The 25,070-nt window shown below is 38.9% G+C and carries 26 protein-coding genes, 4 pseudogenes and 1 other annotated feature; of the genes and pseudogenes, 18 read left to right on the forward strand and 12 right to left on the reverse strand.

What is annotated here, in order from left to right; genetic code table 11:
* Window positions 1-33 precede the first annotated feature (33 nt).
* Window positions 34-186 (reverse strand): hypothetical protein, encoded by a 153-nt coding sequence (locus tag AT689_RS13505; protein WP_000693359.1) that lies wholly within the window; start codon window positions 184-186, stop codon window positions 34-36.
* Window positions 187-364: 178 nt separating this feature from the next.
* Here AT689_RS13505 and AT689_RS07915 point away from each other — a divergent pair.
* The 5 genes and pseudogenes from AT689_RS07915 to radC all read left to right on the forward strand — a co-directional run bounded on the left by AT689_RS07915 (window position 365) and on the right by radC (window position 5,200).
* Window positions 365-841: pseudogene (locus tag AT689_RS07915) on the forward strand (PTS sugar transporter subunit IIA).
* 37 nt (window positions 842-878) lie between these two features.
* A complete protein-coding gene (locus tag AT689_RS07920) occupies window positions 879-1,169 on the forward strand; it encodes a PTS sugar transporter subunit IIB (protein WP_000590558.1) in 291 nt (96 codons plus the stop codon).
* A gap of 19 nt (window positions 1,170-1,188) precedes the next feature.
* Window positions 1,189-1,994 (forward strand): annotated as a pseudogene (locus AT689_RS11900) (IS5 family transposase).
* 191 nt (window positions 1,995-2,185) lie between these two features.
* Window positions 2,186-4,477 carry a DNA helicase PcrA gene (pcrA, locus tag AT689_RS07935; protein ID WP_000992877.1) on the forward strand — a complete coding sequence of 764 codons (2,292 nt, stop codon included), beginning with the start codon at window positions 2,186-2,188 and terminating at the stop codon, window positions 4,475-4,477.
* Between the two features lie 42 nt (window positions 4,478-4,519).
* The gene (gene radC, locus AT689_RS07940) at window positions 4,520-5,200 is read left to right on the forward strand and encodes a RadC family protein (protein WP_000286922.1); all 681 of its coding nucleotides are present in this window, start codon (window positions 4,520-4,522) and stop codon (window positions 5,198-5,200) included.
* On the opposite strand, the gene AT689_RS07945 is transcribed toward radC, so the two are convergent.
* The 7 genes from AT689_RS07945 to AT689_RS07975 form a co-directional block, all read right to left on the reverse strand.
* Complete coding sequence (locus AT689_RS07945; RefSeq protein ID WP_000743330.1) at window positions 5,197-5,886, reverse strand: gamma-glutamyl-gamma-aminobutyrate hydrolase family protein; 690 nt, start codon at window positions 5,884-5,886, stop codon at window positions 5,197-5,199. The two genes, radC and AT689_RS07945, sit on opposite strands and share 4 nt — an antisense overlap.
* A gap of 17 nt (window positions 5,887-5,903) precedes the next feature.
* Window positions 5,904-6,545, reverse strand: coding sequence for a redox-sensing transcriptional repressor Rex (locus AT689_RS07950; RefSeq protein WP_000653403.1), 642 nt, complete (start codon window positions 6,543-6,545; stop codon window positions 5,904-5,906).
* 82 nt (window positions 6,546-6,627) lie between these two features.
* The gene (locus AT689_RS07955) at window positions 6,628-6,843 is read right to left on the reverse strand and encodes a DUF4649 family protein (protein WP_000462488.1); all 216 of its coding nucleotides are present in this window, start codon (window positions 6,841-6,843) and stop codon (window positions 6,628-6,630) included.
* Window positions 6,844-6,850: 7 nt separating this feature from the next.
* The gene (locus AT689_RS07960; protein ID WP_000863512.1) at window positions 6,851-7,198 is read right to left on the reverse strand and encodes a DUF1831 domain-containing protein; all 348 of its coding nucleotides are present in this window, start codon (window positions 7,196-7,198) and stop codon (window positions 6,851-6,853) included.
* A gap of 4 nt (window positions 7,199-7,202) precedes the next feature.
* Entirely contained in the window at window positions 7,203-8,318 is a 1,116-nt protein-coding gene (locus AT689_RS07965; protein WP_000639668.1) for a cysteine desulfurase family protein, read from the reverse strand.
* Between the two features lie 9 nt (window positions 8,319-8,327).
* The gene (locus AT689_RS07970) at window positions 8,328-9,287 is read right to left on the reverse strand and encodes a ribose-phosphate diphosphokinase (RefSeq protein WP_001283813.1); all 960 of its coding nucleotides are present in this window, start codon (window positions 9,285-9,287) and stop codon (window positions 8,328-8,330) included.
* A 112-nt stretch (window positions 9,288-9,399) separates the two neighbouring features.
* Window positions 9,400-9,969 carry a CYTH domain-containing protein gene (locus tag AT689_RS07975; RefSeq protein ID WP_000681286.1) on the reverse strand — a complete coding sequence of 190 codons (570 nt, stop codon included), beginning with the start codon at window positions 9,967-9,969 and terminating at the stop codon, window positions 9,400-9,402.
* A gap of 127 nt (window positions 9,970-10,096) precedes the next feature.
* On the opposite strand from AT689_RS07975, the gene AT689_RS07980 reads away from it, so the two are divergent.
* The 4 genes from AT689_RS07980 to pta are packed head-to-tail and all read left to right on the forward strand — an operon-like array spanning window position 10,097 to window position 13,481.
* Window positions 10,097-10,768 carry a GTP pyrophosphokinase gene (locus AT689_RS07980; RefSeq protein WP_000171676.1) on the forward strand — a complete coding sequence of 224 codons (672 nt, stop codon included), beginning with the start codon at window positions 10,097-10,099 and terminating at the stop codon, window positions 10,766-10,768.
* Window positions 10,752-11,570, forward strand: coding sequence for an NAD kinase (locus AT689_RS07985; RefSeq protein ID WP_000799053.1), 819 nt, complete (start codon window positions 10,752-10,754; stop codon window positions 11,568-11,570). The genes AT689_RS07980 and AT689_RS07985 overlap by 17 nt, the downstream gene beginning before the upstream one ends.
* Complete coding sequence (locus AT689_RS07990) at window positions 11,567-12,463, forward strand: RluA family pseudouridine synthase (RefSeq protein ID WP_001210010.1); 897 nt, start codon at window positions 11,567-11,569, stop codon at window positions 12,461-12,463. The genes AT689_RS07985 and AT689_RS07990 overlap by 4 nt, the downstream gene beginning before the upstream one ends.
* Window positions 12,464-12,506: 43 nt before the next feature.
* Entirely contained in the window at window positions 12,507-13,481 is a 975-nt protein-coding gene (gene pta / locus AT689_RS07995) for a phosphate acetyltransferase (protein WP_000451584.1), read from the forward strand.
* Window positions 13,482-13,796: 315 nt separating this feature from the next.
* Here the strand turns inward: pta and AT689_RS11905 are convergent.
* A pseudogene (locus AT689_RS11905) lies at window positions 13,797-14,874 on the reverse strand (transposase).
* Between the two features lie 218 nt (window positions 14,875-15,092).
* Complete coding sequence (locus AT689_RS08015) at window positions 15,093-15,392, reverse strand: YbaB/EbfC family nucleoid-associated protein (protein ID WP_000981526.1); 300 nt, start codon at window positions 15,390-15,392, stop codon at window positions 15,093-15,095.
* 469 nt (window positions 15,393-15,861) lie between these two features.
* On the opposite strand from AT689_RS08015, the gene AT689_RS08020 reads away from it, so the two are divergent.
* The 4 genes from AT689_RS08020 to rpmA all read left to right on the forward strand — a co-directional run bounded on the left by AT689_RS08020 (window position 15,862) and on the right by rpmA (window position 17,663).
* A complete protein-coding gene (locus AT689_RS08020) occupies window positions 15,862-16,461 on the forward strand; it encodes a YoaK family protein (protein ID WP_078065408.1) in 600 nt (199 codons plus the stop codon).
* A 94-nt stretch (window positions 16,462-16,555) separates the two neighbouring features.
* Window positions 16,556-16,643: a sequence feature (ribosomal protein L21 leader region), on the forward strand.
* Between the two features lie 35 nt (window positions 16,644-16,678).
* Window positions 16,679-16,993: a 50S ribosomal protein L21 gene (gene rplU, locus AT689_RS08025; RefSeq protein ID WP_000109138.1), complete on the forward strand. Its 315-nt coding sequence runs from the start codon at window positions 16,679-16,681 to the stop codon at window positions 16,991-16,993.
* Between the two features lie 15 nt (window positions 16,994-17,008).
* Window positions 17,009-17,353: a ribosomal-processing cysteine protease Prp gene (locus AT689_RS08030; protein ID WP_000613691.1), complete on the forward strand. Its 345-nt coding sequence runs from the start codon at window positions 17,009-17,011 to the stop codon at window positions 17,351-17,353.
* A gap of 16 nt (window positions 17,354-17,369) precedes the next feature.
* Window positions 17,370-17,663, forward strand: coding sequence for a 50S ribosomal protein L27 (gene rpmA, locus AT689_RS08035; RefSeq protein ID WP_000916509.1), 294 nt, complete (start codon window positions 17,370-17,372; stop codon window positions 17,661-17,663).
* A gap of 325 nt (window positions 17,664-17,988) precedes the next feature.
* Here rpmA and AT689_RS12565 read toward each other — a convergent pair.
* Window positions 17,989-18,146, reverse strand: a pseudogene (locus AT689_RS12565) (TIGR03943 family putative permease subunit); the annotation flags it as partial.
* A gap of 469 nt (window positions 18,147-18,615) precedes the next feature.
* Here AT689_RS12565 and AT689_RS08045 point away from each other — a divergent pair.
* On the forward strand, window positions 18,616-19,533 hold the full coding sequence (locus AT689_RS08045; RefSeq protein WP_000587444.1) for a bifunctional riboflavin kinase/FAD synthetase: 918 nt from the start codon (window positions 18,616-18,618) through the stop codon (window positions 19,531-19,533).
* 92 nt (window positions 19,534-19,625) lie between these two features.
* On the opposite strand, the gene AT689_RS08050 is transcribed toward AT689_RS08045, so the two are convergent.
* Window positions 19,626-20,474 (reverse strand): YitT family protein, encoded by an 849-nt coding sequence (locus AT689_RS08050; protein ID WP_000592059.1) that lies wholly within the window; start codon window positions 20,472-20,474, stop codon window positions 19,626-19,628.
* Between the two features lie 141 nt (window positions 20,475-20,615).
* Between AT689_RS08050 and AT689_RS08055 the strand changes: the two genes are divergently transcribed.
* The 4 genes from AT689_RS08055 (at window position 20,616) to AT689_RS08070 (ending at window position 25,031) form a co-directional block, all read left to right on the forward strand.
* Window positions 20,616-21,455 carry a DegV family protein gene (locus AT689_RS08055; protein ID WP_000161392.1) on the forward strand — a complete coding sequence of 280 codons (840 nt, stop codon included), beginning with the start codon at window positions 20,616-20,618 and terminating at the stop codon, window positions 21,453-21,455.
* 106 nt (window positions 21,456-21,561) lie between these two features.
* A complete protein-coding gene (locus AT689_RS08060; protein WP_001284639.1) occupies window positions 21,562-21,837 on the forward strand; it encodes an HU family DNA-binding protein in 276 nt (91 codons plus the stop codon).
* 426 nt (window positions 21,838-22,263) lie between these two features.
* Complete coding sequence (locus AT689_RS08065; RefSeq protein ID WP_000584891.1) at window positions 22,264-24,165, forward strand: ABC-F family ATP-binding cassette domain-containing protein; 1,902 nt, start codon at window positions 22,264-22,266, stop codon at window positions 24,163-24,165.
* Between the two features lie 2 nt (window positions 24,166-24,167).
* Window positions 24,168-25,031, forward strand: a complete 864-nt coding sequence (locus AT689_RS08070; protein ID WP_000400554.1) for an Rgg family transcriptional regulator — start codon at window positions 24,168-24,170, stop codon at window positions 25,029-25,031.
* Window positions 25,032-25,070: the final 39 nt, after the last annotated feature.

A 25,070-nucleotide genomic window follows, 5' to 3' on the forward strand; every position in this document is an offset into this window, starting at 1 on the left:
CAATAGTAAAGCAGGCTTAGATGGTCTGCTTTTTTAGTTTTTATACTCTTCGAAAATCTCTTCAAACCACGTCAGCGTCGCCTTACCGTATGTATGGTTACTGACTTCGTCAGTTTCATCTACAACCTCAAAACTGTGTTTTGAGTAACCTGCGGCTAGCTTCCTAGTTTGCTCTTTGATTTTCATTGAGTATTAGAACAGAAAAATGCTTGGAGTATCTGTTTGTGTGTTTATTTTTATATAACAAACTATAAACAAAACAAAAATATAAAAAAGAGACAAAAAAGAACAGAAAGTAATTAACAACGATTTCATATAGTGTTATACTTATGGCATAAAGTTAATGGAAAGAAGGGAAAACCTTATGGTATTAGATTATTTCTTTGACAAAAACCTTGTGTTTTGCTTAGAAGCGGATAATCAAGAACAACTCTTTGATCAGGTAGCAAGCTTGTTGGAAGAACGATAAATTGTCACTCCAACTTATCGTGAAGCCTTGATCACGCGTGAAAAGTCATTTCCAACTGGTTTAGATATGGAATTTCTAGGAAAGAACTTGCCAAATGTAGCGATTCCTCACACAGATATTGTTCATAATCTAGCTGAGAAAGTGGTGGTTGTTCGATTAGAAAAACCAGTAACTTTTCACAATATGATAGCTCCTGATAAGGAAGTAGAAGTATCCCTACTCTTCTTTATCATTAACAATTCAAGTTCAAGTCAAACAAATATTCTGGCTCAGTTGATGGACTTTTTCACAGGAAATGGACATCTTGAAGACCTATCAAAAATTTCCGAACCAGAAAAACTTTATGCTTATATAGATGGAGCAATCGCTTAATCTTGTCTATTAAAAAATAAAATCGGAGGAAGTCTATATGATTAAAATTCTTGCTGCCTGCGGTGCAGGTGTTAACTCAAGTCACCAAATTAAAAGTGCTCTAGAAGAAGAACTTTCAAACCGTGGTTATGATGTTCACTGTGATGCAGTCATGGTGAAAGATGTAAACGAAGACCTTATGAAAGGTTACGATATCTTTACACCAATCGCTGCAACAGACCTTGGTTTTGAACCAGGTATCCCAGTTATCGAAGCTGGGCCAATCTTATTCTGTATCCCAGCAATGAGCGTTCCAGTATTTGACAATATTAGACTTCCTGCGAAATAAAATATGGTATAGTAGTTCTATGAATGATGAAGCAAGTAAACAACTAACTGATGCACGATTTAAGCGTCTTGTTGGTGTTCAGCGTACCACTTTTGAAGAGATGTTAGCTGTATTAAAAACAGCTTATCAACTTAAACACGCAAAAGGTGGACGAAAACCTAAATTAAGCCTAGAAGACCTTCTTATGGCCACTCTTCAATATGTGCGAGAATATCGAACTTATGAAGAAATTGCGGCTGATTTTGGTATCCACGAAAGCAACTTACTCCGTCGGAGCCAATGGGTTGAAGTAACTCTTGTTCAAAGGTGGTGTTACGATTTCAAGAACTCCTCTCAGTTCTGAGGACACGGTAATGATTGATGCGACGGAAGTACAAATCAATCGCCCTAAGAAAACAATTAGCGAATCATTCTGGTAAAAAGAAATTTCACGCTATGAAGGCTCAAGCGATTGTCACAAGTCAAGGGAGAATTGTTTCTTTGGATATCGCTGTGAACTATTGTCATGATATGAAGTTGTTCAAAATGAGTCGCAGAAATATCGGACAAGCTGGAAAAATCTTGGCTGACAGTGGTTATCAAGGGCTCATGAAGATATATCCTCAAGCACAAACTCCACGTAAATCCAGCAAACTCAAGCCGCTAACAGCTGAAGATAAAGCCTATAACCATGCGCTATCCAAGGAGAGAAGCAAGGTTGAGAACATCTTTGCCAAAGTAAAAACGTTTAAAATGTTTTCAACAACCTATCGAAATCATCGTAAACGCTTCGGATTACGAATGAATTTGATTGCTGGCATTATCAATCATGAACTAGGATTCTAGTTTTGCAGGAAGTCTATTGAGGTATTGAGCTAGTTTATGAAAAAATTGGGTGAAAAAGTCGAGTGTTTTAGAAACCCACAGTGTAGTATTCTAGTTTCAATCCACTATATTTTGCTACTCCCCGTAAAGTTTCTATTTTCCCTGATTTCTGATATAATAGAAATATTGACTTCAAGAGTAAGGAAGAGAAGATGAACGCATTATTAAATGGAATGAATGACCGTCAGGCTGAGGCGGTGCAAACGACAGAAGGTCCCTTGCTAATCATGGCAGGAGCTGGTTCTGGAAAGACTCGTGTTTTAACCCACCGTATCGCTTATTTGATTGATGAAAAGCTGGTCAATCCTTGGAATATCTTGGCCATTACCTTTACCAACAAGGCTGCGCGTGAGATGAAAGAGCGTGCTTATAGCCTCAATCCAGCTACTCAGGACTGTCTGATTGCGACCTTCCACTCCATGTGTGTGCGTATTTTGCGTCGCGATGCGGACCATATTGGCTACAATCGTAATTTTACAATTGTGGATCCTGGTGAACAGCGAACGCTCATGAAACGTATTCTCAAACAGTTGAACTTGGATCCTAAAAAATGGAATGAACGAACTATTTTGGGGACCATTTCCAATGCTAAGAATGATTTGATTGATGATGTTGCTTATGCTGCCCAAGCTGGCGATATGTATACGCAAATTGTGGCCCAGTGTTATACAACCTATCAAAAAGAACTTCGTCAGTCTGAATCCGTTGACTTTGATGATTTGATTATGCTGACCTTGCGTCTCTTTGATCAAAATCCTGATGTTTTGACCTACTACCAGCAAAAATTCCAATACATCCACGTTGATGAGTACCAAGATACCAACCACGCTCAGTACCAATTGGTCAAACTCTTGGCTTCCCGTTTTAAAAATATCTGTGTGGTTGGGGATGCGGACCAGTCTATCTACGGTTGGCGTGGTGCTGATATGCAGAATATCTTGGACTTTGAAAAGGATTACCCCAAAGCTAAGGTTGTTTTGTTGGAGGAAAATTACCGCTCAACCAAAACCATTCTCCAAGCGGCCAACGAGGTTATTAAAAATAATAAAAATCGCCGTCCTAAAAATCTCTGGACTCAAAACGCTGATGGGGAGCAAATCGTTTACTATCGTGCTGATGATGAGCTGGATGAGGCTGTATTTGTAGCCAGAACCATCGATGAACTTAGTCGCAGTCAAAACTTCCTTCATAAGGATTTTGCAGTTCTCTATCGGACTAATGCCCAGTCCCGTACAATTGAGGAAGCCCTGCTCAAGTCTAACATTCCTTATACCATGGTTGGCGGAACCAAATTCTACAGCCGTAAGGAAATTCGCGATATTATTGCTTATCTCAACCTTATTGCTAATTTGAGTGACAACATTAGTTTTGAGCGTATTATCAACGAGCCTAAACGTGGAATTGGTCTAGGTACAGTTGAGAAAATCCGTGATTTTGCAAATTTGCAAAATATGTCTATGCTGGATGCTTCTGCTAATATTATGTTGTCTGGTATCAAGGGTAAGGCAGCCCAATCTATCTGGGATTTTGCCAATATGATGCTTGATTTGCGGGAGCAGCTAGACCACTTAAGCATTACAGAGTTGGTTGAGTCCGTCCTAGAAAAAACAGGTTATGTCGATATTCTTAACGCCCAAGCGACTCTAGAAAGCAAGGCAAGGGTTGAAAATATCGAAGAGTTTCTTTCTGTTACGAAGAACTTTGATGACACCACTGATGTGACAGAAGAGGAAACTGGTCTGGACAAACTGAGTCGTTTCTTAAATGACTTGGCTTTGATTGCCGACACAGATTCAGGTAGTCAGGAGACATCAGAAGTGACCTTGATGACCCTGCATGCTGCCAAAGGTCTCGAATTTCCAGTTGTCTTTTTGATTGGGATGGAAGAAAATGTCTTTCCACTTAGTCGTGCGACTGAAGATCCAGATGAATTAGAAGAAGAGCGCCGTCTAGCCTATGTAGGTATCACGCGTGCAGAGAAAATTCTCTATCTGACCAATGCCAACTCACGCTTGCTTTTTGGTCGTACCAATTATAACCGTCCGACTCGTTTTATTAACGAAATCAGTTCAGATTTGCTTGAGTATCAAGGTCTGACTCGTCCTGCAAATACAAGCTTTAAGGCATCATATAGCAGTGGTAGTATTTCCTTTGGTCAAGGTATGAGTTTGGCTCAGGCTCTTCAAGACCGTAAACGCGGTGCTGCCCCAAAATCAATCCAGTCAAGCGGTCTTCCATTTGGTCAATTTACAGCTGGCGCAAAACCAGCATCTAGCGAGGCAAATTGGTCCATTGGTGACATTGCTCTCCACAAGAAATGGGGAGAGGGAACTGTTCTGGAAGTTTCAGGTAGCGGTGCTAGGCAGGAATTGAAAATCAATTTCCCAGAAGTAGGTTTGAAAAAACTTTTAGCCAGTGTGGCTCCAATTGAGAAAAAAATCTAATTTTCCATCCTTCTCACGAATAATAAAGTGAGGAGGATTTTTATGTACAGTATTTCATTCCAAGAAGATTCACTATTACCAAGAGAAAGGCTGGCCAAGGAAGGAGTTGAAGCGCTTAGTAACCAAGAGTTGCTAGCTATTTTACTCAGGACAGGAACACGTCAAGCTAGCGTTTTTGAAATTGCCCAAAAAGTCTTGAACAATCTTTCAAGCCTAACGGATTTGAAAAAAATGACCCTGCAGGAATTGCAGAGTTTGTCTGGTATTGGGCGTGTTAAGGCCATAGAATTACAAGCTATGATTGAACTGGGGCATCGTATTCACAAACACGAGACTCTTGAAATGGAAAGTATTCTCAGCAGTCAAAAGTTGGCCAAGAAGATGCAGCAGGAATTAGGGGATAAAAAACAAGAGCACCTGGTGGCACTCTATCTCAATACTCAAAATCAAATCATCCATCAGCAGACCATTTTTATCGGTTCTGTAACTCGTAGTATCGCTGAACCGCGAGAGATTCTTCACTATGCAATCAAGCATATGGCGACTTCTCTTATCTTGGTCCACAATCATCCTTCAGGAGCGGTAGCGCCTAGCCAAAATGATGATCATGTCACTAAACTTGTTAAAGAAGCCTGCGAACTGATGGGGATTGTTCTCTTGGACCATTTGATTGTCTCTCATTCTAATTACTTTAGTTATCGTGAAAAGACAGATTTAATCTAAAGTTCATTAACGACATAGTCAAAGAGTTTTTTATCTTTGGGACGATTTTCAAAAAGAAGTTCTGGATGCCATTGGACACCGAGAAAGGCGACATCATCCGTACTCATGACAGCCTCAATGATACCATCTTTAGGATCATGAGCCACAACTTTTAAATTTGGTGCTAAGTCCTTGATGCTCTGGTGGTGGAAGGAGTTGATATGAGAGATTTCTCCATAGATTTCTTGGAGAACGGTATCTGGTTCTGTCACCAAGCGTTGAGTTGTGTACTCAACAGAAGAATCCTGCCAATGGTCTTCGATATCTTGGTACAAAGTTCCACCCATGGCAACGTTAAAGAGTTGGGTACCACGGCAGACAGAGAAAATGGGCTTTTTCTGTTTAATAGCTTCCTTGATGAGGGCCAGTTCGAAGATATCTCTTTGAAGGTGATAGTCATCGCTATCAATGGTTTTGGGTTCGCCATAGAATTTTGGATCGACATTTTGCCCACCTGTCAAGATGAGCTTGTCAATCAAACTGATATAGTGGCAGGCCATTTCTTGATCACCAATCGGTAGGATGATGGGAATCCCTCCAGCATCTTTAACGCCTTCAACAAAGCCTTTTGCTGCGTAGCTCATCATGATGTCATCATCTGGATGAGTTTTTTCGTTTCCTGTAATCCCAATAACTGGTTTTTTCATAAAATGATTTTCGCTTTCTAATCCTCTTTTCGCATGAAGTAGAGGAGGGTTTGGAGTTCACTTGTCAAATCGACATACTGAACGACCACGTCTTTTGGTAAATGCAGATGGACTGGTGAAAAACTGAGAATTCCTTTCACACCAGCATCAACCAAGAGATTAGCAACCTCTTGTGACTTGACGCTGGGAACAGTTAGGATAGCAGTCTTCACATCAGCATCCTTGATTTTATCCTTGATCTGAGAAATTCCGTAAATGGGAATCCCGTCAGGAGTTTGGGTACCGACTTCAGGATGGTCATCTAGGTCAAAGGCCATGATAATCTTCATCTTGTTACGTTCGTGGAAGCGGTAGTGGAGAAGGGCATGGCCCATATTTCCAATACCAACCAGCATGACATTGGTAATAGAGTTGTCATTGAGCAAATCGGCAAAAAATGTCATTAGTTTTTTGACATCATATCCAAAACCACGACGACCAAGTTCACCAAAATAGGAAAAATCACGACGTACGGTCGCTGAATCAATACCGATAGCCTCTGCAATTTGCTTAGAGTTGGCACGTTCAATCTTTTCTGCATGAAATCTCTTAAAAATTCGATAGTAGAGAGAGAGTCTTTTTGCTGTAGCTTTTGGAATAGCAAACTGTTTATCTTTCACAAAATCACAACCTTTCTATTCTTCTATTTTATAGAAACATTGTGAAAAAATCAACAAAAATAAGAAAAAACTAAGAAAAATCTTAGTTTTGATGTAAAAAATCTGCATGAGATAGAAAACGGTAGAGGTCTCCGACCAGACCCTGATAAACTTTTTGGCCCCTAAAAGTCAGAGAAGTCACATAAAGTGTATCTGGTAAGGTTACACATCCTGACAAAGTCAACATGAGAGCCTCATGATCCTCATACTTGAGAGTACGCTCTACATGATAGCAGTCCTTATAGGTCAGTTCAAACATTTTGGCTCTATCTTTCCGATTTTGTAAAGACACCACGTTCTACCAAGCTATCCATGAGGAAGTAGAATTTTTCCTGATGAATATGGTGGTCTTCTGATTTGAAAATATCAACTAGACGAAGGCCAAACTTATCAGTGATATTGATTTTAGCCCCTGTAACTTCCTTGTTAATGATGATTTTGAGTTGGAAGCCTTCACCGCTGTTTGGCACTTTTTCCAAAAGGCGAGTCAGTTCATAGTTACCAACCTTAGTTTCAAAAAAGGTGTTATCTTTGAGGGTGAATTTTTTAACAGAAGGGCTAAGAGTGTAATCGTAACGACAATTTTTTAACTGAATGATTTTTTCAAATGCCATATGGCTAACCTCCGATAATTTCTTTTAAGGTTTTTGCGAGGGTTTGTAGGTCTTCAACGGTATTTTGTGGCGACAAACTGATGCGAAGGGATTCCTTCAAGCGTTCTGAATTTGCGCCATACATGGCTTCAAGAACATGGCTGGATTGGACAACGCCTGCAGTACAGGCTGAGCCAGTAGAGATTGAAATTCCAGCTAAATCTAGCCGAAGGAGTAAGAGGTCATTTTTCTGACCAGGAAATCCAATATTGAGAACATAAGGGAGATGATGTTTTCCTCTATTCAAGTAATACTGAATGCCCTCCAGCTCTGCCAGAAAGGCAGTTTCTAGATTTTGTACATGTTGAAAATGTTCTTCTTGTTTTTCTAGGTCTTCTTTTAGGGCTGCAACCATGCCTACGATAGCAGGCAGATTTTCAGTTCCTGCACGTTTTTTCTGTTCCTGGTCTCCGCCATGTAGATAGGAATCAAAGTCCATGCTAGATGCGTAGAGAAAACCGATTCCCTTAGGACCATGGAATTTGTGGGCAGAAGCAGTGAGAAAATCAATGCCCAATTCTTCTGAATGAATTGGGATTTTACCAATAGCCTGAACTGCATCAACATGATAGGCAGCAGGGTGTTGCTTGAGTATTTGGCCAATTTCAGCGATGGGCAGTAGGTTTCCTGTCTCATTATTGGTAAACATGGTAGAAACCAAAATCGTATCGTCACGTAAAGCCTTTTGAATTTGCTGGGCTGTGATTTCTTGATTTTCTGGCTGGATAATGGTTGCTTCAAACCCAAAGTGTTGAACCAAGTAATCAATTGTTTCAAGGACAGCATGGTGCTCGATGGCAGTTGTGATGATATGTTTTCCTTGTTCTTGGTGACGAAGACAGTAGCCAATGATGGTAGTATTATTGCCTTCAGTCCCACCAGAAGTGAAAAAGATATGTTGAGGTTTTGTCCTTAGTAACTGGGCTAGTTCCTGACGGGCTTCTCGCAAGAGTTTGCCAGCTTGACGACCATGACCATGAATACTAGAAGGATTTCCGTGGGTTTCTTGCATAACCTTGGTCATAGCTGAAATAGCAACTGCTGACATAGGAGTCGTTGCAGCATTGTCCAAATAAATCAAAGAATCACCTTATTTCTTTTTATTGTAGGCAAAGAGTGGGCTGACTGGTTTTCTTTCGTGAATACGTACGATAGCATCACCAATTAACTCACTAGCAGTGATATAGCATACATTTTTAGGAGTTTTTTCTTTTGTTGCTACTGAATCAGTCACAAGAATTTCTTTAATATTAGTATTGTCAAGAAGCTCAGCAGCTCCCTCGACGAAGAGACCGTGGCTAGAAACAGCATAAATTTCTGTAGCTCCTTCACGTTCAACGATTTTAGAAGCTTCAGAGAAGGTACGTCCTGTATTTAAAATATCATCAATCAAGATAGCTTTCTTACCTTCAACATCACCAATAATATAACCTTCGTTACGAGTTGCATCGTCTTGAGGGTAGTCGATAATGGCGATAGGAGCATCAAGATATTCAGCCAGGCTACGCGCACGTTTGACACCTGAATTTTTAGGGCTAACGACAACAACATCTGAACCAAGCAATCCTTTATCGCAGTAATGTTTTGCGAATAGGGGAACAGTGAAAAGATTATCCACTGGAATATCAAAGAAACCTTGAACCTGAACGGCATGCAAATCAAGAGTCAGGATACGATCAACTCCAGCCTTAACCAGCATATTGGCAACTAGTTTTGCTGTAAGTGGCTCACGAGGACAAGCAATGCGGTCTTGACGTGCATAGCCAAAATATGGAAGGACAACGTTGATACTGTGGGCACTTGCACGCACACAAGCATCGACCATGATTAACAATTCCATTAGGTGGTTGTTGACAGGGAAACTTGTTGATTGGATGATGTAAACATCATAACCACGGACACTTTCTTCGATATTTACTTGGATTTCTCCGTCTGAAAATTGACGTGATGATAGTTTTCCAAGTGGGACACCAACAGCTTGGGCAATTTTTTGTGCAATCTCTTGGTTAGAGTTGAGTGCGAAAAGTTTCATGTTTTTTCTATCTGACATTATAGACCGTCCTCTGTAAACTTTATAAATCCTAGTTATATTTACCTTACATATATGAACTGGGGTTTGTGTATTTTTATCTTTTCTATTTTACCAAAAAATGGAGATTATTTCAGCTATTTTTCATACTTTTGACAAATCGAACCAATTTTGAAGGAGCTTTTTGGTAGGAAATCTGATTTTTCTCTAAAAATTGTCGGAAATCCTGTTTGCCTTGCTCATGATTTTCCACTTCAAGCTCCAATTCGTAATCTGTTATATCAAAGTATCGGCTCTGATCCAGTGCCATGAGACCAATAGCTGTTTTCATTTCATAGCGAAGCGTTGTTAGACAACCAAGAACCTGCCAGTTCTTACTTTGGATACCATGTTTCGCCAATTCATCCAGTACTAGTCCTTGAGGAAGTTCTTCCTTACTCAGATAGTCCTCAGCATCTTTTAGTTGCAATTTTTGGTTGTATTCCATGTTTCCAACACTCTGCGGGACTTTGAGTGTCAACTCAGCCCAGTCTTCAAAGGTTCGAATGCGCATAGCGACTTTCTTTTCTCGCAGTTCAAAATCAGGCGTGTCGATGTAGTAATTTGTTTGAAGAACAGGAGTGACACCTGTGAACTGGTCTTTTAGACGATTGTATTCATCTTTTTTCAATAGTGTTTTCAATTCAATTTCTAAATGTTTCATTTTTCTTACCTTTTTTTATCGTTGAAAGCGGATTTATGGTATAATAAGCATTGTATTTATTGTATATGAATCTGGAGAAAAAATCAAAGATATTTTTGACGGATAATATGAGAACAAGGGAGAATATATGACCTTAGAATGGGAAGAATTTCTAGATCCTTACATTCAAGCTGTTGGTGAGTTAAAGATTAAACTTCGTGGTATTCGTAAGCAATATCGTAAGCAAAATAAGCATTCTCCAATTGAGTTTGTGACCGGTCGAGTCAAGCCAATTGAGAGCATCAAAGAAAAAATGGCTCGTCGTGGCATTACTTATGCGACCTTGGAACACGATTTGCAGGATATTGCTGGCTTACGTGTGATGGTTCAGTTTGTAGATGACGTCAAGGAAGTAGTGGATATTTTGCACAAGCGTCAGGATATGCGAATCATACAGGAGCGAGATTACATTACTCATAGAAAAGCATCAGGCTATCGTTCCTATCATGTGGTAGTAGAATATACGGTTGATACCATCAATGGAGCTAAGACTATTTTGGCAGAAATTCAAATTCGTACTTTGGCCATGAATTTCTGGGCAACGATAGAACATTCTCTCAACTACAAGTACCAAGGGGATTTCCCAGATGAGATTAAGAAGCGACTGGAAATTACAGCTAGAATCGCCCATCAGTTGGATGAAGAAATGGGTGAAATTCGTGATGATATCCAAGAAGCCCAGGCACTTTTTGATCCTTTGAGTAGAAAATTAAATGACGGTGTAGGAAACAGTGACGATACAGATGAAGAATACAGGTAAACGAATTGATCTGATAGCCAATAGAAAACCGCAGAGTCAAAGGGTTTTGTATGAATTGCGAGATCGTTTGAAGAGAAATCAGTTTATACTCAATGATACCAATCCGGATATTGTCATTTCCATTGGCGGGGATGGTATGCTCTTGTCGGCCTTTCATAAGTACGAAAATCAGCTTGACAAGGTCCGCTTTATCGGTCTTCATACTGGACATTTGGGCTTCTATACAGATTATCGTGATTTTGAGTTGGACAAGCTAGTGACTAATTTGCAGCTAGATACTGGGGCAAGGGTTTCTTACCCTGTTCTGAATGTGAAGGTCTTTCTTGAAAATGGTGAAGTTAAGATTTTCAGAGCACTCAACGAAGCCAGCATCCGCAGGTCTGATCGAACCATGGTGGCAGATATTGTAATAAATGGTGTTCCCTTTGAACGTTTTCGTGGAGACGGGCTAACAGTTTCGACACCGACTGGTAGTACTGCCTATAACAAGTCTCTTGGCGGTGCTGTTTTACACCCTACCATTGAAGCTTTGCAATTAACGGAAATTGCCAGCCTTAATAATCGTGTTTATCGAACACTGGGCTCTTCCATTATTGTGCCTAAGAAGGATAAGATTGAACTTATTCCAACAAGAAACGATTATCATACTATTTCGGTTGACAATAGCGTTTATTCTTTCCGTAATATTGAGCGTATTGAGTATCAAATCGACCATCATAAGATTCACTTTGTCGCGACTCCTAGCCATACCAGTTTCTGGAACCGTGTTAAGGATGCCTTTATCGGTGAGGTGGATGAATGAGGTTTGAATTTATCGCAGATGAACATGTCAAGGTTAAGACCTTTTTAAAAAAGCACGAGGTTTCTAAGGGATTGCTGGCTAAGATTAAGTTTCGAGGTGGAGCTATTCTGGTCAATAATCAACCGCAAAATGCAACGTATCTATTGGACGTTGGAGACTACGTTACCATTTACATTCCCGCTGAGGAAGGCTTTGAAACCTTGGAGGCTATTGAGCATCCATTAGATATTCTCTATGAGGATGACCACTTTCTAGTCTTGAATAAACCCTATGGAGTGGCTTCTATTCCTAGTGTCAATCACTCTAACACCATTGCCAATTTTATCAAGGGTTACTATGTCAAGCAAAATTATGAAAATCAGCAGGTTCACATTGTTACCAGACTAGATAGGGACACTTCTGGCTTGATGCTCTTTGCCAAGCACGGTTATGCCCATGCACGATTAGACAAGCAGTTGCAGAAGAAATCTATCGAGAAACGCTACTTTGCTTTGGTTAAGGGAGATGGACATTTGGAGCCAGAAGGGGAAATTATTGCTCCGATTGCGCGTGATGAAGATTCCATTATTACCAGACGAGTGGCTAAAGGCGGAAAGTATGCCCATACTTCATACAAGATTGTAGCTTCTTATGGAAATATTCACTTGGTCTATATTCACCTGCACACTGGTCGAACCCATCAAATCCGAGTCCATTTTTCTCATATCGGTTTTCCTTTGCTGGGAGATGATTTGTATGGTGGTAGTCTGGAAGATGGTATTCAACGTCAGGCTCTGCATTGCCATTACCTATCCTTTTATCATCCATTTTTAGAGCAAGACTTGCAGTTAGAAAGTCCCTTGCCGGATGATTTCAGTAACCTTATTACCCAGTTATCAACTAATACTCTATAAAAACTGTCTCAGAGTATAATTATTATCTTAAAGGAGAAAACTCATGGAAGTTTTTGAAAGTCTCAAAGCCAACCTTGTTGGTAAAAATGCTCGTATCGTTCTCCCTGAAGGGGAAGAGCCTCGTATTCTTCAAGCAACAAAACGCTTAGTAAAAGAAACAGAAGTGATTCCTGTTTTGCTTGGAAATCCTGAAAAAATTAAAATTTATCTTGAAATTGAAGGAATCATGGATGGTTATGAGGTCATCGACCCTCAACATTATCCTCAATTTGAAGAAATGGTTTCTGCCTTGGTGGAGCGTCGCAAGGGCAAAATGACTGAAGAAGATGTACGCAAGGTTTTGGTTGAAGATGTCAACTACTTTGGTGTGATGTTGGTTTACTTGGGCTTGGTTGATGGAATGGTGTCAGGAGCGATTCACTCAACAGCTTCAACAGTTCGTCCAGCTCTACAAATCATCAAAACTCGTCCAAATGTAACTCGTACTTCAGGAGCCTTCCTCATGGTTCGTGGTACGGAACGTTACCTATTTGGAGACTGTGCCATTAACATCAATCCAGATGCAGAAGCCTTGGCTGAAATTGCCATCAACTCAGCAATCACAGCTAAGATGTTTGGCATCGAACCTAAAATTGCCATGTTGAGCTATTCTACTAAAGGTTCAGGGTTTGGTGAAAGCGTTGATAAGGTCGTTGAAGCAACTAAAATTGCTCACGACTTGCGTCCTGACCTTGAAATCGATGGTGAGTTGCAATTTGATGCAGCCTTTGTTCCTGAAACTGCAGCTCTGAAAGCTCCTGGAAGTACGGTAGCTGGTCAAGCAAATGTCTTCATCTTCCCAGGTATCGAGGCCGGAAATATCGGTTACAAGATGGCTGAACGCCTGGGTGGCTTTGCGGCTGTAGGACCTGTTTTGCAAGGTTTAAACAAGCCAGTTAATGATCTTTCTCGTGGATGTAATGCAGATGATGTTTACAAGTTGACCCTCATCACAGCAGCTCAAGCAGTTCATCAATAGTGAAAACTATAAAGCGATATACTATGCTATACTGTAGTTATGAAACTATGTACGAAAAGCACTGCCATTAATTCCTGAGAACTAAATTACTGATTGGTGTCAAAAAGGAAAACTTCCAAGCGATGATATCCTGTCTATACACGACCTATAGAAATCTGTAATATGTATGTCCGTAAAACGATAATTTCCCTTTTTGATTTTAAATGAGTATGAAAAGAGAATTTTTTCATGAGAAAACGCATAATATTAAGTGTCTTGACACCTGCTATTATGCGTTTTCTGGCTCTTTGTCAACTGTAGTGGGTTGAAGAAAAGCTAAGCTCGAGAAAGGACAAATTTTGTCCTTTCTTTTTTGATATTCAGAGCGGTAAAAATCCGTTTTTTGAAGTTTTCAAAGTTCCGAAAACCAAAGGCATTGCGCTTGATAAGTTTGATGAGATTATTGGTCGCTTCCAATTTGGCGTTTGAATAGGGTAGTTGAAGGGCGTTGACGATTTTCTCTTTGTCCTTTAGAAAGGTTTTAAAGACAGTCTGAAAAAGAGGATGAACCTGCTTTAGATTGTCCTCAATGAGTCCGAAAAATTTCTCCGGTTCCTTATTCTGAAAGTGAAACAGCAAGAGTTGATAGAGCTGATAGTGATGTTTCAAGTCTTGTGAATAGCTCAAAAGCTTGTCTAAAATCTCTTTATTGGTTAAATGCATACGAAAAGTAGGACGATAAAATCGCTTATCACTCAGTTTACGGCTATCCTGTTGAATGAGTTTCCAGTAGCGCTTGATAGCCTTGTATTCATGGGATTTCGGATGATGGCTTGTGTTCTGCTCTCAAGAACAGTTATGATATTGAGCTTATCAAAGTCCTGAGCAATAAAGCTCATCTCCATCTCCCGATTGAAACAGTCACTCCCCGGACTGTTTCAACGTCCCAAGACATAATCTCAGGAAGACGCGAAAAATCATGCTCAAAGTGAAAATCATTGAGCTTACGAATAACAGTTGAAGTTGAGATGGAAAGCTGATGGGCAATATCAGTCATAGAAATCTTTTCAATTAACTTTTGAGCAATCTTTTGGTTGATGATACGAGGGATTTGGTGATTCTTCTTGACGATAGAAGTTTCAGCGACCATCATTTTTGAACAGTGATAGCACTTGAATCGACGCTTTCTAAGGAGGATTCTAGTAGGCATACCAGTTGTCTCAAGGTAAGGAATCTTAGACGGTTTTTGAAAGTCATATTTCTTCATTTGACTTCCGCACTCAGGGCAAGATGGGGCGTCGTAGTCCAGTTTGGCGATGATTTCCTTGTGTGTATCCTTATTGATGATGTCTAAAATCTGGATATTAGGGTCTTTAATGTCTAGTAATTTTGTGATAAAATGTAATTGTCCCATATGAATCTTTCTAATGAGTTGTTTGGTCGCTTTTCATTATAGATCTTATGGGATTTTTTTCTACAATAAAATAGGCTCCATAATATCTATAGTGGATTTACCCACTACAAATATTATAGAGCCCAAAGTTTTAGGTTGCTTGATACTATGCGTTTTTTATAATTTTTGCACCTTTCTTAGCCTTTGTTATCGACAAGTATTGTTCTAGCTCCTTGTTTTTAGAATGGCAATTTCCCAGCGAAAGCACCCAGTTTTTTCTTAGTAGTTTCATCGATTTGTTCAAGAGCAGAGTTGATGGCTTGAACGGTCATATCAGAAAGAGTCTCAAGGTCCTCTGGGTCAACGACAGCTGGATTGAAATCAATGCTGACAACTTTCTTATCGCCAGTTAAGGTCGCTTGGACAAGATCTTGAGCAGATTTGCCAACAAATTGCATAGCAGCAAGTTCAGCTTGGCTTTGTTCCATTTGTTTTTGAAGTTTTTGTGCTTGACGCATCATGTTTTGCATGTTCATCATAAGATTTCTAAAGTTCCTTTCATCTCAAGGGGATAATCCTTGTTGTTAACAAGTGCCTGATTTTCTCTCCTAATTGTTATTAGTAGCATAGCCATCAAGCCCAGGTATTGATTTTATTATACCATTTTTTTAAGACATAGTCTTTTATTGGTGAGAGTTATTTATGTCAAGGAGTGATTAGAAATAAATTAAAATAATGATTTTTGCTAAGAGGGGCTCTATTCTAGTTTCATGGAAATGATTTTACTAAAGGTTCGTATGCTTTGTTTGCAAACATGTTACCTCTATCTATTTTTGGATAAATAGTTGTCTATTATTATTTTTATGCTAATAGTAAAATCTAAATGGTAGTCTACGATTTTTTAGAAAGAAATGGTACAATATTTCTAAGAGAAAATACAATGGGAGGGAAAATGAGGTTATTACCTATAAGAAAAATATCACGTCAGTCTAAAAGGTTAGCACTTTTTTGACATTTTGTGCTGGATATGTGGATGCTTACACTTTTATTGTTCGAGGGAATACCCTTGTAGCTGGACAAGCTGGAAATGTTGTCTTTCTTTCGGTAGAGCTAATACAAAATAATGTTTCGGATGTTAGGGATAAGCTTTTAACCTTAATAACGTTTATAATGGGAGTCTTTTTATTAACGATTTATAAGGAAAAATTGAGAATTGTGAAAAAACCTATTCTGTCCTTGATTCCTTTAGCAATCCTATCAATAATTATTGGTTTTGTGCCACAAACTGTAGATAATATCTATCTAGTGCAGCCCTTGGCCTTCTGTATGGGACTGGTGACAACTGCTTTTGGTGAGGTTTCGGGTATTGCCTACAATAATGCCTTTATGACAGGGAATATCAAACGAACAATGCTAGCTTTTGGAGATTATTTCCGAACTAAGCACACTCCTTTTTTGCGTGAAGGGTTCATATTTGTTAGCCTGTTTAGTAGTTTTGTCCTTGGCGTTGTCTTTTCAGCCTATTTGACGATTTTCTATCATGAAAAGACCATTCTTGGTGTTCCTATTATGATGAGCATTTTTTATCTCAGTATGCTTTTTGCCTAGTGGCAGAAAAAAGTAAAAGAAAAAGCTTGATTTTAGGTGTTATTACTTGTAAGAAAATAGGAGATATGCTATACTTGAAGAGTTGACTATGCACGATCCTGTGCAACCGCACGAACATCGTTGCTTGATTATTCAAGTTTAAGTGGTTTGTCCCACGATGCTAGGCGAGTCTTCACAAAAAATCGGGGAAACCCATAAAAATCATAGGAGGTGCATAATGAGCACATACGCAATTATCAAAACTGGCGGAAAACAAGTTAAAGTTGAAGTTGGTCAAGCAGTTTACATTGAAAAATTGAACGTTGAAGCTGGTCAAGAAGTTACTTTTAACGAAGTTGTTCTTGTTGGTGGTGAAAACACTGTTGTCGGAACTCCACTTGTTGCTGGAGCTACTGTAGTTGGAACTGTTGAAAAACAAGGAAAACAAAAGAAAGTTGTTACTTACAAGTACAAACCTAAAAAAGGTAGCCACCGTAAACAAGGTCACCGTCAACCATATACAAAAGTTGTCATCAACGCAATTAACGCTTAATTTTAAGGAGAACACATGATACAAGCAGTCTTTGAGAGAGCCGAAGATGGCGAGCTGAGGGGTGCGGAAATTACTGGACACGCCGAGAGTGGCGAATACGGCTTAGATGTCGTGTGTGCATCGGTTTCTACGCTTGCCATTAACTTTATCAATTCTATTGAGAAATTTGCAGGCTATGAACCAATCCTAGAATTAAACGAAGATGAAGGTGGCTATCTGATGGTTGAAATACCAAAAGATCTTCCTTCACACCAGAGAGAAATGACCCAGTTATTCTTTGAATCATTTTTCTTAGGTATGGCAAACTTATCGGAGAACTATTCTGAGTTCGTCCAAACCAGAGTTATCACAGAAAACTAACACGGAGGAAAACATTATGTTAAAAATGACTCTTAACAACTTGCAACTTTTCGCCCACAAAAAAGGTGGAGGTTCTACATCAAACGGACGTGATTCACAAGCAAAACGTCTTGGAGCTAAAGCAGCTGACGGACAAACTGTAACAGGTGGATCAATCCTTTACCGTCAACGTGGTACACACATCTATCCAGGTGTAAACGTTGGTCGTGGTGGAGACGATACTTTGTTCGCTAAAGTTGAAGGCGTAGTACGCTTTGAACGTAAAGGACGCGATAAAAAACAAGTTTCTGTTTACCCAATCGCTAAATAAAAAGGTCCATTGAACCTTTTATCCCGAACCTTGAAATGTAAAGGTGAGGAAGCTAGAAACAGCTTAAAATAAGGCTTTCCGAGTTTTCGGAGAGCCTGTTTTTTTGTTTTGATATCCATACTTTTTAATATGTATAGTGGATTGATACTCTTCGAAAATCAAATTCAAACCACGTCAGTTTCACCTTGCCGTACTCAAGTACAGCCTGCGGCTAACTTCCTAGTTTGCACTTTAATTTTCATTGAGTATGAATCTGGAATAGAACACTGTTAAAAATTGATATGAGTTTCCTACTCGATTTCTTCAGATTTTATTTCAATTGACTATAAGAACTGCTATCTGGTTTCAAATATTGGCTTGTCGTCCCTTCACTTGTCTGAATGGTTTGAGCCGTTCCTTCTGATAAGGGAAAAGATATTCTTTAGCTGAAACGGTCTGAGAATCCAAGCTAACAGATGGAGAGAAAAATAGCCCAGTCTGAAGCACACTAGATGGGAGTTGTTGGAAAGCAGTCATCTAGTTTTTCTTTGCTGTTTTGGCTTTTTTCTTTGTCATCAGGGAAAGTGACTTGCTTCAAATCAGGGAGTTTAGGAAATTCTTCAAACATCTTGCCCAAGTTGTCTCATTTTGTAAATTTTACAGCCATAGGTGTACCTCGATTCTAAATTCTACCTTTTCGGCACCAATTAGTAATTTAAAGTTCTCAGGAGTTAGTTGCATTGCTTTTTCATACATAACATAGTATGACACTTTATGGTTACCGAACAAGTCTAATCACTCCTTGCAAAATTTTGAAGATGTCCTACAAGTTTTTGAGAAGAATATTGCAAAGTTCATAGTTAAGCAACGATAGAATAAAGTGCTTTTTGAAAACAGGTACACTTCATGTGAAAAAAACAACATTTCAGATTTTCTGTTCCAGAAATAGCTATCGCTATGATATAATTATTTTATGATTATTACTATTCCTATAAAAAACCAAAAAGATATTGGCACACCATCTGATTCAGTCGTTGTTCTCGGCTATTTTGATGGCATACATAAGGGGCATCAAGAATTATTTCGTGTTGCCAACAAGGCTGCGAGAAAGGATTTATTACCTATCGTCGTTATGACCTTTAATGAATCTCCAAAGATCGCTTTAGAGCCTTATCATCCGGATTTGTTTTTGCATATTTTGAACCCTGCTGAACGTGAAAGAAAATTAAAGCGCGAAGGTGTAGAAGAATTATATCTCCTTGATTTTAGTAGTCAATTCGCTAGTCTCACTGCACAAGAATTCTTTGCAACTTATATCAAGGCTATGAATGCCAAAATTATTGTTGCAGGTTTTGATTATACATTTGGTTCTGACAAAAAAACAGCAGAAGATTTAAAGGATTACTTTGATGGAGAAGTTATCATTGTTCCACCTGTAGAAGATGAGAAAGGAAAGATTAGTTCAACTCGTATCCGTCAAGCTATTTTAGATGGAAATGTGAAAGAAGCAGGAAAACTTTTGGGGGCACCGCTTCCATCAAGAGGTATGGTGGTTCATGGTAATGCTCGTGGTCGTACAATTGGTTATCCGACAGCGAATTTAGTGCTTTTAGACCGTACTTATATGCCAGCAGATGGCGTTTATGTCGTTGATGTTGAGATTCAAAGACAGAAGTATCGTGCTATGGCTAGTGTCGGGAAAAATGTGACCTTTGATGGAGAAGAAGCACGTTTTGAAGTCAATATTTTTGATTTTAATCAAGATATTTATGGGGAAACCGTCATGGTTTATTGGCTTGATCGCATTCGTGATATGACCAAATTTGACTCAGTTGACCAATTAGTGGATCAGTTAAAGGCTGATGAAGAAGTAACTCGGAATTGGTCTTAAGAGCTTGAGTAAATAAAACAAAAAAGAGGTTGTCTGTAACCCAAAAGATAGATGATTTAGTCTAACTTTTGAGGTCACGACATTACCTCTTTTTATTCTTTTTCAAAGGTGAAGCCTTCTCCTAGGATTTCATGGGCTTCTGTAATAGTTATAAAGGCTTGAGGATCGATTCGATGAATCATTTCCTTCGTTTTCACAATTTCATTTCTTCCGACAATACAGTAGATGATTTTCAAATTTTCTTTACTATAGTAGCCTTGACCAGAAATAAAAGTAACACCTCTTCCGAGGTCATCATTAATCGCCTTAGCAAGTTGGTCAGGACGTTTTGTGATAATCATAAAGCCTTTGCCGGCATATCCTCCTTCACCAATCAAATCAATAACACGAGAAACAATAAAATCAAACAAAAGCGTGTAGGAAACCAATCTCAAATCCTTGAAGATTAGGAGAATCAACATGAGAATACAAAAATCTAAGATAAAGAGCAGTTTTCCTATGGATATATGAGTGTATTTGTTGAGAATACGAGCTAGAATATCAGTTCCACCAGTTGTACCTCCAGCATTAAAAATAATTCCAAGGCCAATTCCCAATAGGATTCCCGCTATAAGGGCTGTGATTAGTAAATCACCTTGAAGATCAATATGAAGGGGAATATGCTCAAAAAAAGCTAACCAGCCGGACAAAGCTAAGGTTCCTAGTAAACTAGAATAGAGGGATTTGGCTCCAAAGATTTTCCAAGCTAGGATGAAAAGGGGAATATTAATCAGCAGGTTCATGAGGGAAACAGGGATTTTAAAAAGATAAAATGTGATGAGGGTAATACCTGTCGCCCCTCCTTCAAAGAGATGATGGGGAACTACAAAATAAGTCAGTCCAAAAGCATAAATAGCAGCACCTAGTAAAATGGTAAAAATGGGGTAAATTTTTTTAATCATAGGACACCTCTTTTCTTATAAGTTGATTATATCAAATTTTACGGAAAATTTGATTGACTCCATTAGGATTTTTAATCTTTTTTTTGATATAATTAGAAGTAAGGAAACCAATCTGAATCCTAAAATAGAAAGATTGATACTATGACAAAAATTAAGATTGTAACCGATTCATCTGTTACTATTGAACCTGAACTAGTAAAGCAATTAGATATTACAATTGTTCCATTATCTGTAATGATTGATAATGTTGTTTATTCTGATGCGGATTTGAAAGAAGAAGGTAAATTTCTTCAGTTGATGCAAGAAAGTAAGAATCTTCCGAAAACAAGTCAGCCACCTGTAGGTGTCTTTGCTGAGATTTTTGAAGACCTATGCAAAGATGGTGGCCAGATTCTTGCTATTCATATGTCCCATGCTCTTTCGGGTACGGTAGAAGCAGCACGCCAAGGTGCTAGCCTATCTACTGCAGATGTGACTGTTGTTGATAGTTCCTTCACTGACCAAGCCCTGAAATTCCAAGTTGTTGAGGCTGCGAAGTTAGCTCAAGAAGGTAAAGATATGGAGGCAATTTTATGTCATGTAGAAGAGGTTAAAAACCATACAGAGCTTTATATTGGTGTTTCAACTTTGGAAAATCTTGTCAAAGGTGGACGAATTAGCCGTGTAACTGGCTTGTTGAGCTCTCTTCTCAATATCCGTGTTGTCATGCAAATGAAAGACCATGAATTGCAGCCAATGGTTAAAGGTCGTGGAACTAAAACATTTAAAAAATGGTTAGATGAGTTGATAACATCGCTTTCTGAACGTGCTGTAGCAGAGATTGGAATTTCATATTCTGGTAGTGATGATTGGGCAAAAGAGATGAAAGAAAGCTTACAAGCTTATGTTGAAAAGCCAATTTCTGTTTTGGAAACGGGTTCCATTATTCAAACTCACACGGGTGAGAACGCTTGGGCTATTTTGATACGTTACCACTCCTAAAAAAATAAATAAAATGGGAAGAAATAGCGTTTTTAACTTGACCTAAAAGGGATTTTAGGATATGATTATATTTGTTAATTAGAAATTATTTGGAGGAATCATTAACATGGCAAACAAACAAGATTTGATCGCTAAAGTAGCAGAAGCTACAGAATTGACTAAGAAAGACTCAGCAGCAGCAGTTGAAGCTGTATTTGCAGCAGTAGCTGACTATCTTGCAGCTGGTGAAAAAGTTCAGTTGATCGGTTTTGGTAACTTTGAAGTTCGTGAGCGCGCAGAACGTAAAGGTCGCAACCCACAAACTGGTAAAGAAATGACAATTGCAGCTTCTAAAGTACCAGCATTCAAAGCTGGTAAAGCTCTTAAAGACGCTGTTAAATAATCAGTCTTTAAAAAGCCTATTGTATCAAGCTTTCTAGCTTGGTCAGTAGGCTTTTTAATTATGAAATCTAGTAATAAATAGAGTTAAAAAGTTGAATGTTCCGAAAATATTGTATATATAGTAGACTGAATCTAAAATAGTACGAAACAATTGCTAAAACATTTATAGAAATTAATTTTACTTTCCCAATCGATTTGTTCTCATCTTATTTCAATCTGCTATACGTACGTAAATAATGAAAAGAATTAAATAATAGGCTTGTGCGATAACTATTTGAAACAAGATTAGCTGGTTAGAAAATCCAACAAGATAGTGAAGAATCTAATATAAAATATACATAATTTAGTTTATTTTATGTTATAAAAGTTGTACTAAAAGACTTACGATTATCTTGAATGCCTTAGGGAAACATGCTATACTACTCTTATGATTATTTTACAAGCTAATAAAATTGAACGTTCTTTTGCAGGAGAGGTTCTTTTCGATAATATCAACCTGCAGGTTGATGAACGAGATCGGATTGCCCTTGTTGGGAAAAATGGTGCAGGTAAGTCTACTCTTTTGAAGATTTTAGTTGGAGAAGAGGAGCCAACTAGCGGAGAAATCAATAAGAAAAAAGATATTTCTCTGTCTTACCTAGCCCAAGATAGCCGTTTTGAGTCTGAAAATACCATCTACGATGAAATGCTTCATGTCTTTAATAATTTGCGTCGGACGGAGAGACAACTGCGTCAGATGGAGCTGGAGATGGGTGAAAAGTCTGGTGAGGATTTGGATAAACTGATGTCAGATTATGACCGCTTATCTGAGAATTTTCGCCAAGCAGGTGGCTTTACCTATGAAGCTGATATTCGAACGATTTTGAATGGATTCAAGTTTGACGAGTCTATGTGGCAGATGAAAATTGCTGAGCTTTCTGGTGGTCAAAATACTCGTTTGGCACTTGCCAAAATGCTCCTTGAAAAGCCCAATCTCTTGGTCTTGGACGAGCCAACTAACCACTTGGATATTGAAACCATCGCCTGGCTAGAGAATTACTTGGTAAACTATAGCGGTGCCCTCATTATCGTCAGCCACGACCGTTATTTCTTGGACAAGGTTGCGACAATTACGCTAGATTTGACCAAGCATTCCTTGGATCGCTATGTGGGGAATTACTCTCGTTTTGTCGAATTGAAGGAGCAAAAGCTAGTTACTGAGGCAAAAAACTATGAAAAGCAACAGAAGGAAATCGCTGCTCTGGAAGACTTTGTCAATCGCAATCTAGTTCGTGCTTCAACGACTAAACGTGCTCAATCTCGCCGTAAACAACTAGAAAAAATGGAGCGTTTGGACAAGCCTGAAGCTGGCAAGAAAGCAGCCAACATGACCTTCCAGTCTGAACAAACGTCGGGCAATGTTGTTTTGACTGTTGAAAATACTGCTATTGGTTATGACGGGGAAGTCTTGTCACAACCTATCAACCTAGATCTTCGTAAGATGAATGCTGTCGCTATCGTTGGTCCCAATGGTATCGGAAAATCAACCTTTATCAAATCAATCGTGGATCAAATTCCGTTTATCAAGGGAGAAAAGCGCTTTGGCGCTAATGTTGAGGTTGGTTACTATGACCAAACCCAAAGCAAGCTGACACCAAGTAATACGGTGCTGGATGAACTCTGGAATGATTTCAAACTGACACCAGAAGTTGAAATCCGCAACCGTCTTGGAGCCTTCCTTTTCTCAGGAGATGATGTTAAAAAATCAGTCGGCATGCTATCTGGTGGCGAAAAAGCTCGTTTGCTTTTAGCCAAATTGTCTATGGAAAACAATAACTTTTTGATTCTGGATGAGCCGACCAACCACTTGGATATTGATAGTAAGGAAGTGCTAGAAAATGCCTTGATTGACTTTGATGGTACCTTGCTTTTTGTCAGTCATGATCGTTACTTTATCAATCGTGTGGCAACTCATGTTTTGGAATTGTCTGAGAATGGTTCAACTCTCTACCTTGGAGATTACGACTACTATGTTGAGAAGAAAGTAACAGCAGAAATGAGTCAGACTGAGGAAGCTTCAACTAGCAATCAAGCAAAGGAAGCAAGTCCAGTCAATGACTATCAGGCCCAGAAAGAAAGTCAAAAAGAAGTTCGCAAACTCATGCGACAAATCGAAAGTCTAGAAGCTGAAATTGAAGAGCTAGAAAGTCAAAGCCAAGCCATTTCTGAACAAATGTTGGAAACAAACGATGCCGACAAACTCATGGAATTACAGGCTGAGCTGGACAAAATCAGCCATCGTCAGGAAGAAGCTATGCTTGAGTGGGAAGAATTATCAGAGCAGGTGTAAAGATGGAACATCTTGGAAAAGTATTTCGTGAATTTCGAACAAGTGGAAATTATTCTTTAAAGGAAGCAGCAGGCGAATCCTGCTCTACCTCTCAGTTATCTCGCTTTGAGCTTGGGGAGTCTGACCTGGCAGTCTCCCGTTTCTTTGAGATTTTGGATAACATTCATGTAACAATCGAAAATTTCATGGATAAGGCAAGGAATTTTCATAATCATGAACATGTGTCTATGATGGCACAGATTATCCCACTTTACTATTCAAACGATATTGCAGGTTTTCAAAAGCTTCAAAGAGAACAACTTGAAAAGTCTAAGAGTTCGACGACTCCCCTTTATTTTGAGCTGAACTGGATTTTGCTACAAGGTCTGATTTGTCAAAGAGATGCGAGTTATGATATGAAGCAGGATGATTTGGATAAGGTAGCAGATTATCTCTTCAAAACAGAAGAATGGACCATGTATGAGTTGATTCTTTTCGGTAACCTCTATAGTTTCTACGATGTAGACTATGTCACTCGGATTGGTAGAGAAGTTATGGAGAGGGAGGAATTTTACCAAGAGATTAGTCGCCATAAGAGATTAGTGTTAATTTTGGCCCTCAATTGTTACCAGCATTGTTTAGAGCATTCTTCTTTTTATAATGCCAACTATTTTGAGGCTTATACAGAGAAGATTATTGACAAAGGTATTAAGCTTTATGAGCGTAATGTTTTCCATTATTTAAAAGGTTTGGCCTTATATCAAAAAGGACAGTGTAAAGAAGGCTGTAAGCAGATGCAAGAGGCCATGCATATTTTTGATGTGTTAGGTCTTCCAGAGCAAGTAGCCTATTATCAGGAACACTACGAAAAATTTGTCAAAAGTTAATTTTCCCAAATAAGGGAAAAAATAAAAAGCTCCTTTCGG

The sequence above is a fragment of the Streptococcus pneumoniae genome, assembly GCF_001457635.1.
In the GTDB taxonomy this organism is placed as follows: domain Bacteria; phylum Bacillota; class Bacilli; order Lactobacillales; family Streptococcaceae; genus Streptococcus; species Streptococcus pneumoniae.

Coding starts and splice junctions, on each gene's coding strand:
- AT689_RS08015 (WP_000981526.1), bottom strand. CDS start 15,392: ATGATGAACATGCAAAACATGATGCGTCAAGCACAAAAACTTCAAAAA.
- AT689_RS07980 (WP_000171676.1), top strand. CDS start 10,097: ATGACCTTAGAATGGGAAGAATTTCTAGATCCTTACATTCAAGCTGTT.
- AT689_RS08070 (WP_000400554.1), top strand. CDS start 24,168: ATGGAACATCTTGGAAAAGTATTTCGTGAATTTCGAACAAGTGGAAAT.
- AT689_RS08045 (WP_000587444.1), top strand. CDS start 18,616: ATGATTATTACTATTCCTATAAAAAACCAAAAAGATATTGGCACACCA.
- radC (WP_000286922.1), top strand. CDS start 4,520: ATGTACAGTATTTCATTCCAAGAAGATTCACTATTACCAAGAGAAAGG.
- AT689_RS07975 (WP_000681286.1), bottom strand. CDS start 9,969: ATGAAACATTTAGAAATTGAATTGAAAACACTATTGAAAAAAGATGAA.
- AT689_RS08030 (WP_000613691.1), top strand. CDS start 17,009: ATGATACAAGCAGTCTTTGAGAGAGCCGAAGATGGCGAGCTGAGGGGT.
- AT689_RS08050 (WP_000592059.1), bottom strand. CDS start 20,474: ATGATTAAAAAAATTTACCCCATTTTTACCATTTTACTAGGTGCTGCT.
- rplU (WP_000109138.1), top strand. CDS start 16,679: ATGAGCACATACGCAATTATCAAAACTGGCGGAAAACAAGTTAAAGTT.
- AT689_RS08060 (WP_001284639.1), top strand. CDS start 21,562: ATGGCAAACAAACAAGATTTGATCGCTAAAGTAGCAGAAGCTACAGAA.
- AT689_RS07960 (WP_000863512.1), bottom strand. CDS start 7,198: ATGGCATTTGAAAAAATCATTCAGTTAAAAAATTGTCGTTACGATTAC.
- AT689_RS07920 (WP_000590558.1), top strand. CDS start 879: ATGATTAAAATTCTTGCTGCCTGCGGTGCAGGTGTTAACTCAAGTCAC.
- AT689_RS08055 (WP_000161392.1), top strand. CDS start 20,616: ATGACAAAAATTAAGATTGTAACCGATTCATCTGTTACTATTGAACCT.
- pta (WP_000451584.1), top strand. CDS start 12,507: ATGGAAGTTTTTGAAAGTCTCAAAGCCAACCTTGTTGGTAAAAATGCT.
- AT689_RS13505 (WP_000693359.1), bottom strand. CDS start 186: ATGAAAATCAAAGAGCAAACTAGGAAGCTAGCCGCAGGTTACTCAAAA.
- pcrA (WP_000992877.1), top strand. CDS start 2,186: ATGAACGCATTATTAAATGGAATGAATGACCGTCAGGCTGAGGCGGTG.
- AT689_RS07990 (WP_001210010.1), top strand. CDS start 11,567: ATGAGGTTTGAATTTATCGCAGATGAACATGTCAAGGTTAAGACCTTT.
- AT689_RS07970 (WP_001283813.1), bottom strand. CDS start 9,287: ATGTCAGATAGAAAAAACATGAAACTTTTCGCACTCAACTCTAACCAA.
- AT689_RS07955 (WP_000462488.1), bottom strand. CDS start 6,843: ATGTTTGAACTGACCTATAAGGACTGCTATCATGTAGAGCGTACTCTC.
- AT689_RS07945 (WP_000743330.1), bottom strand. CDS start 5,886: ATGAAAAAACCAGTTATTGGGATTACAGGAAACGAAAAAACTCATCCA.
- AT689_RS08065 (WP_000584891.1), top strand. CDS start 22,264: ATGATTATTTTACAAGCTAATAAAATTGAACGTTCTTTTGCAGGAGAG.
- rpmA (WP_000916509.1), top strand. CDS start 17,370: ATGTTAAAAATGACTCTTAACAACTTGCAACTTTTCGCCCACAAAAAA.
- AT689_RS07985 (WP_000799053.1), top strand. CDS start 10,752: ATGAAGAATACAGGTAAACGAATTGATCTGATAGCCAATAGAAAACCG.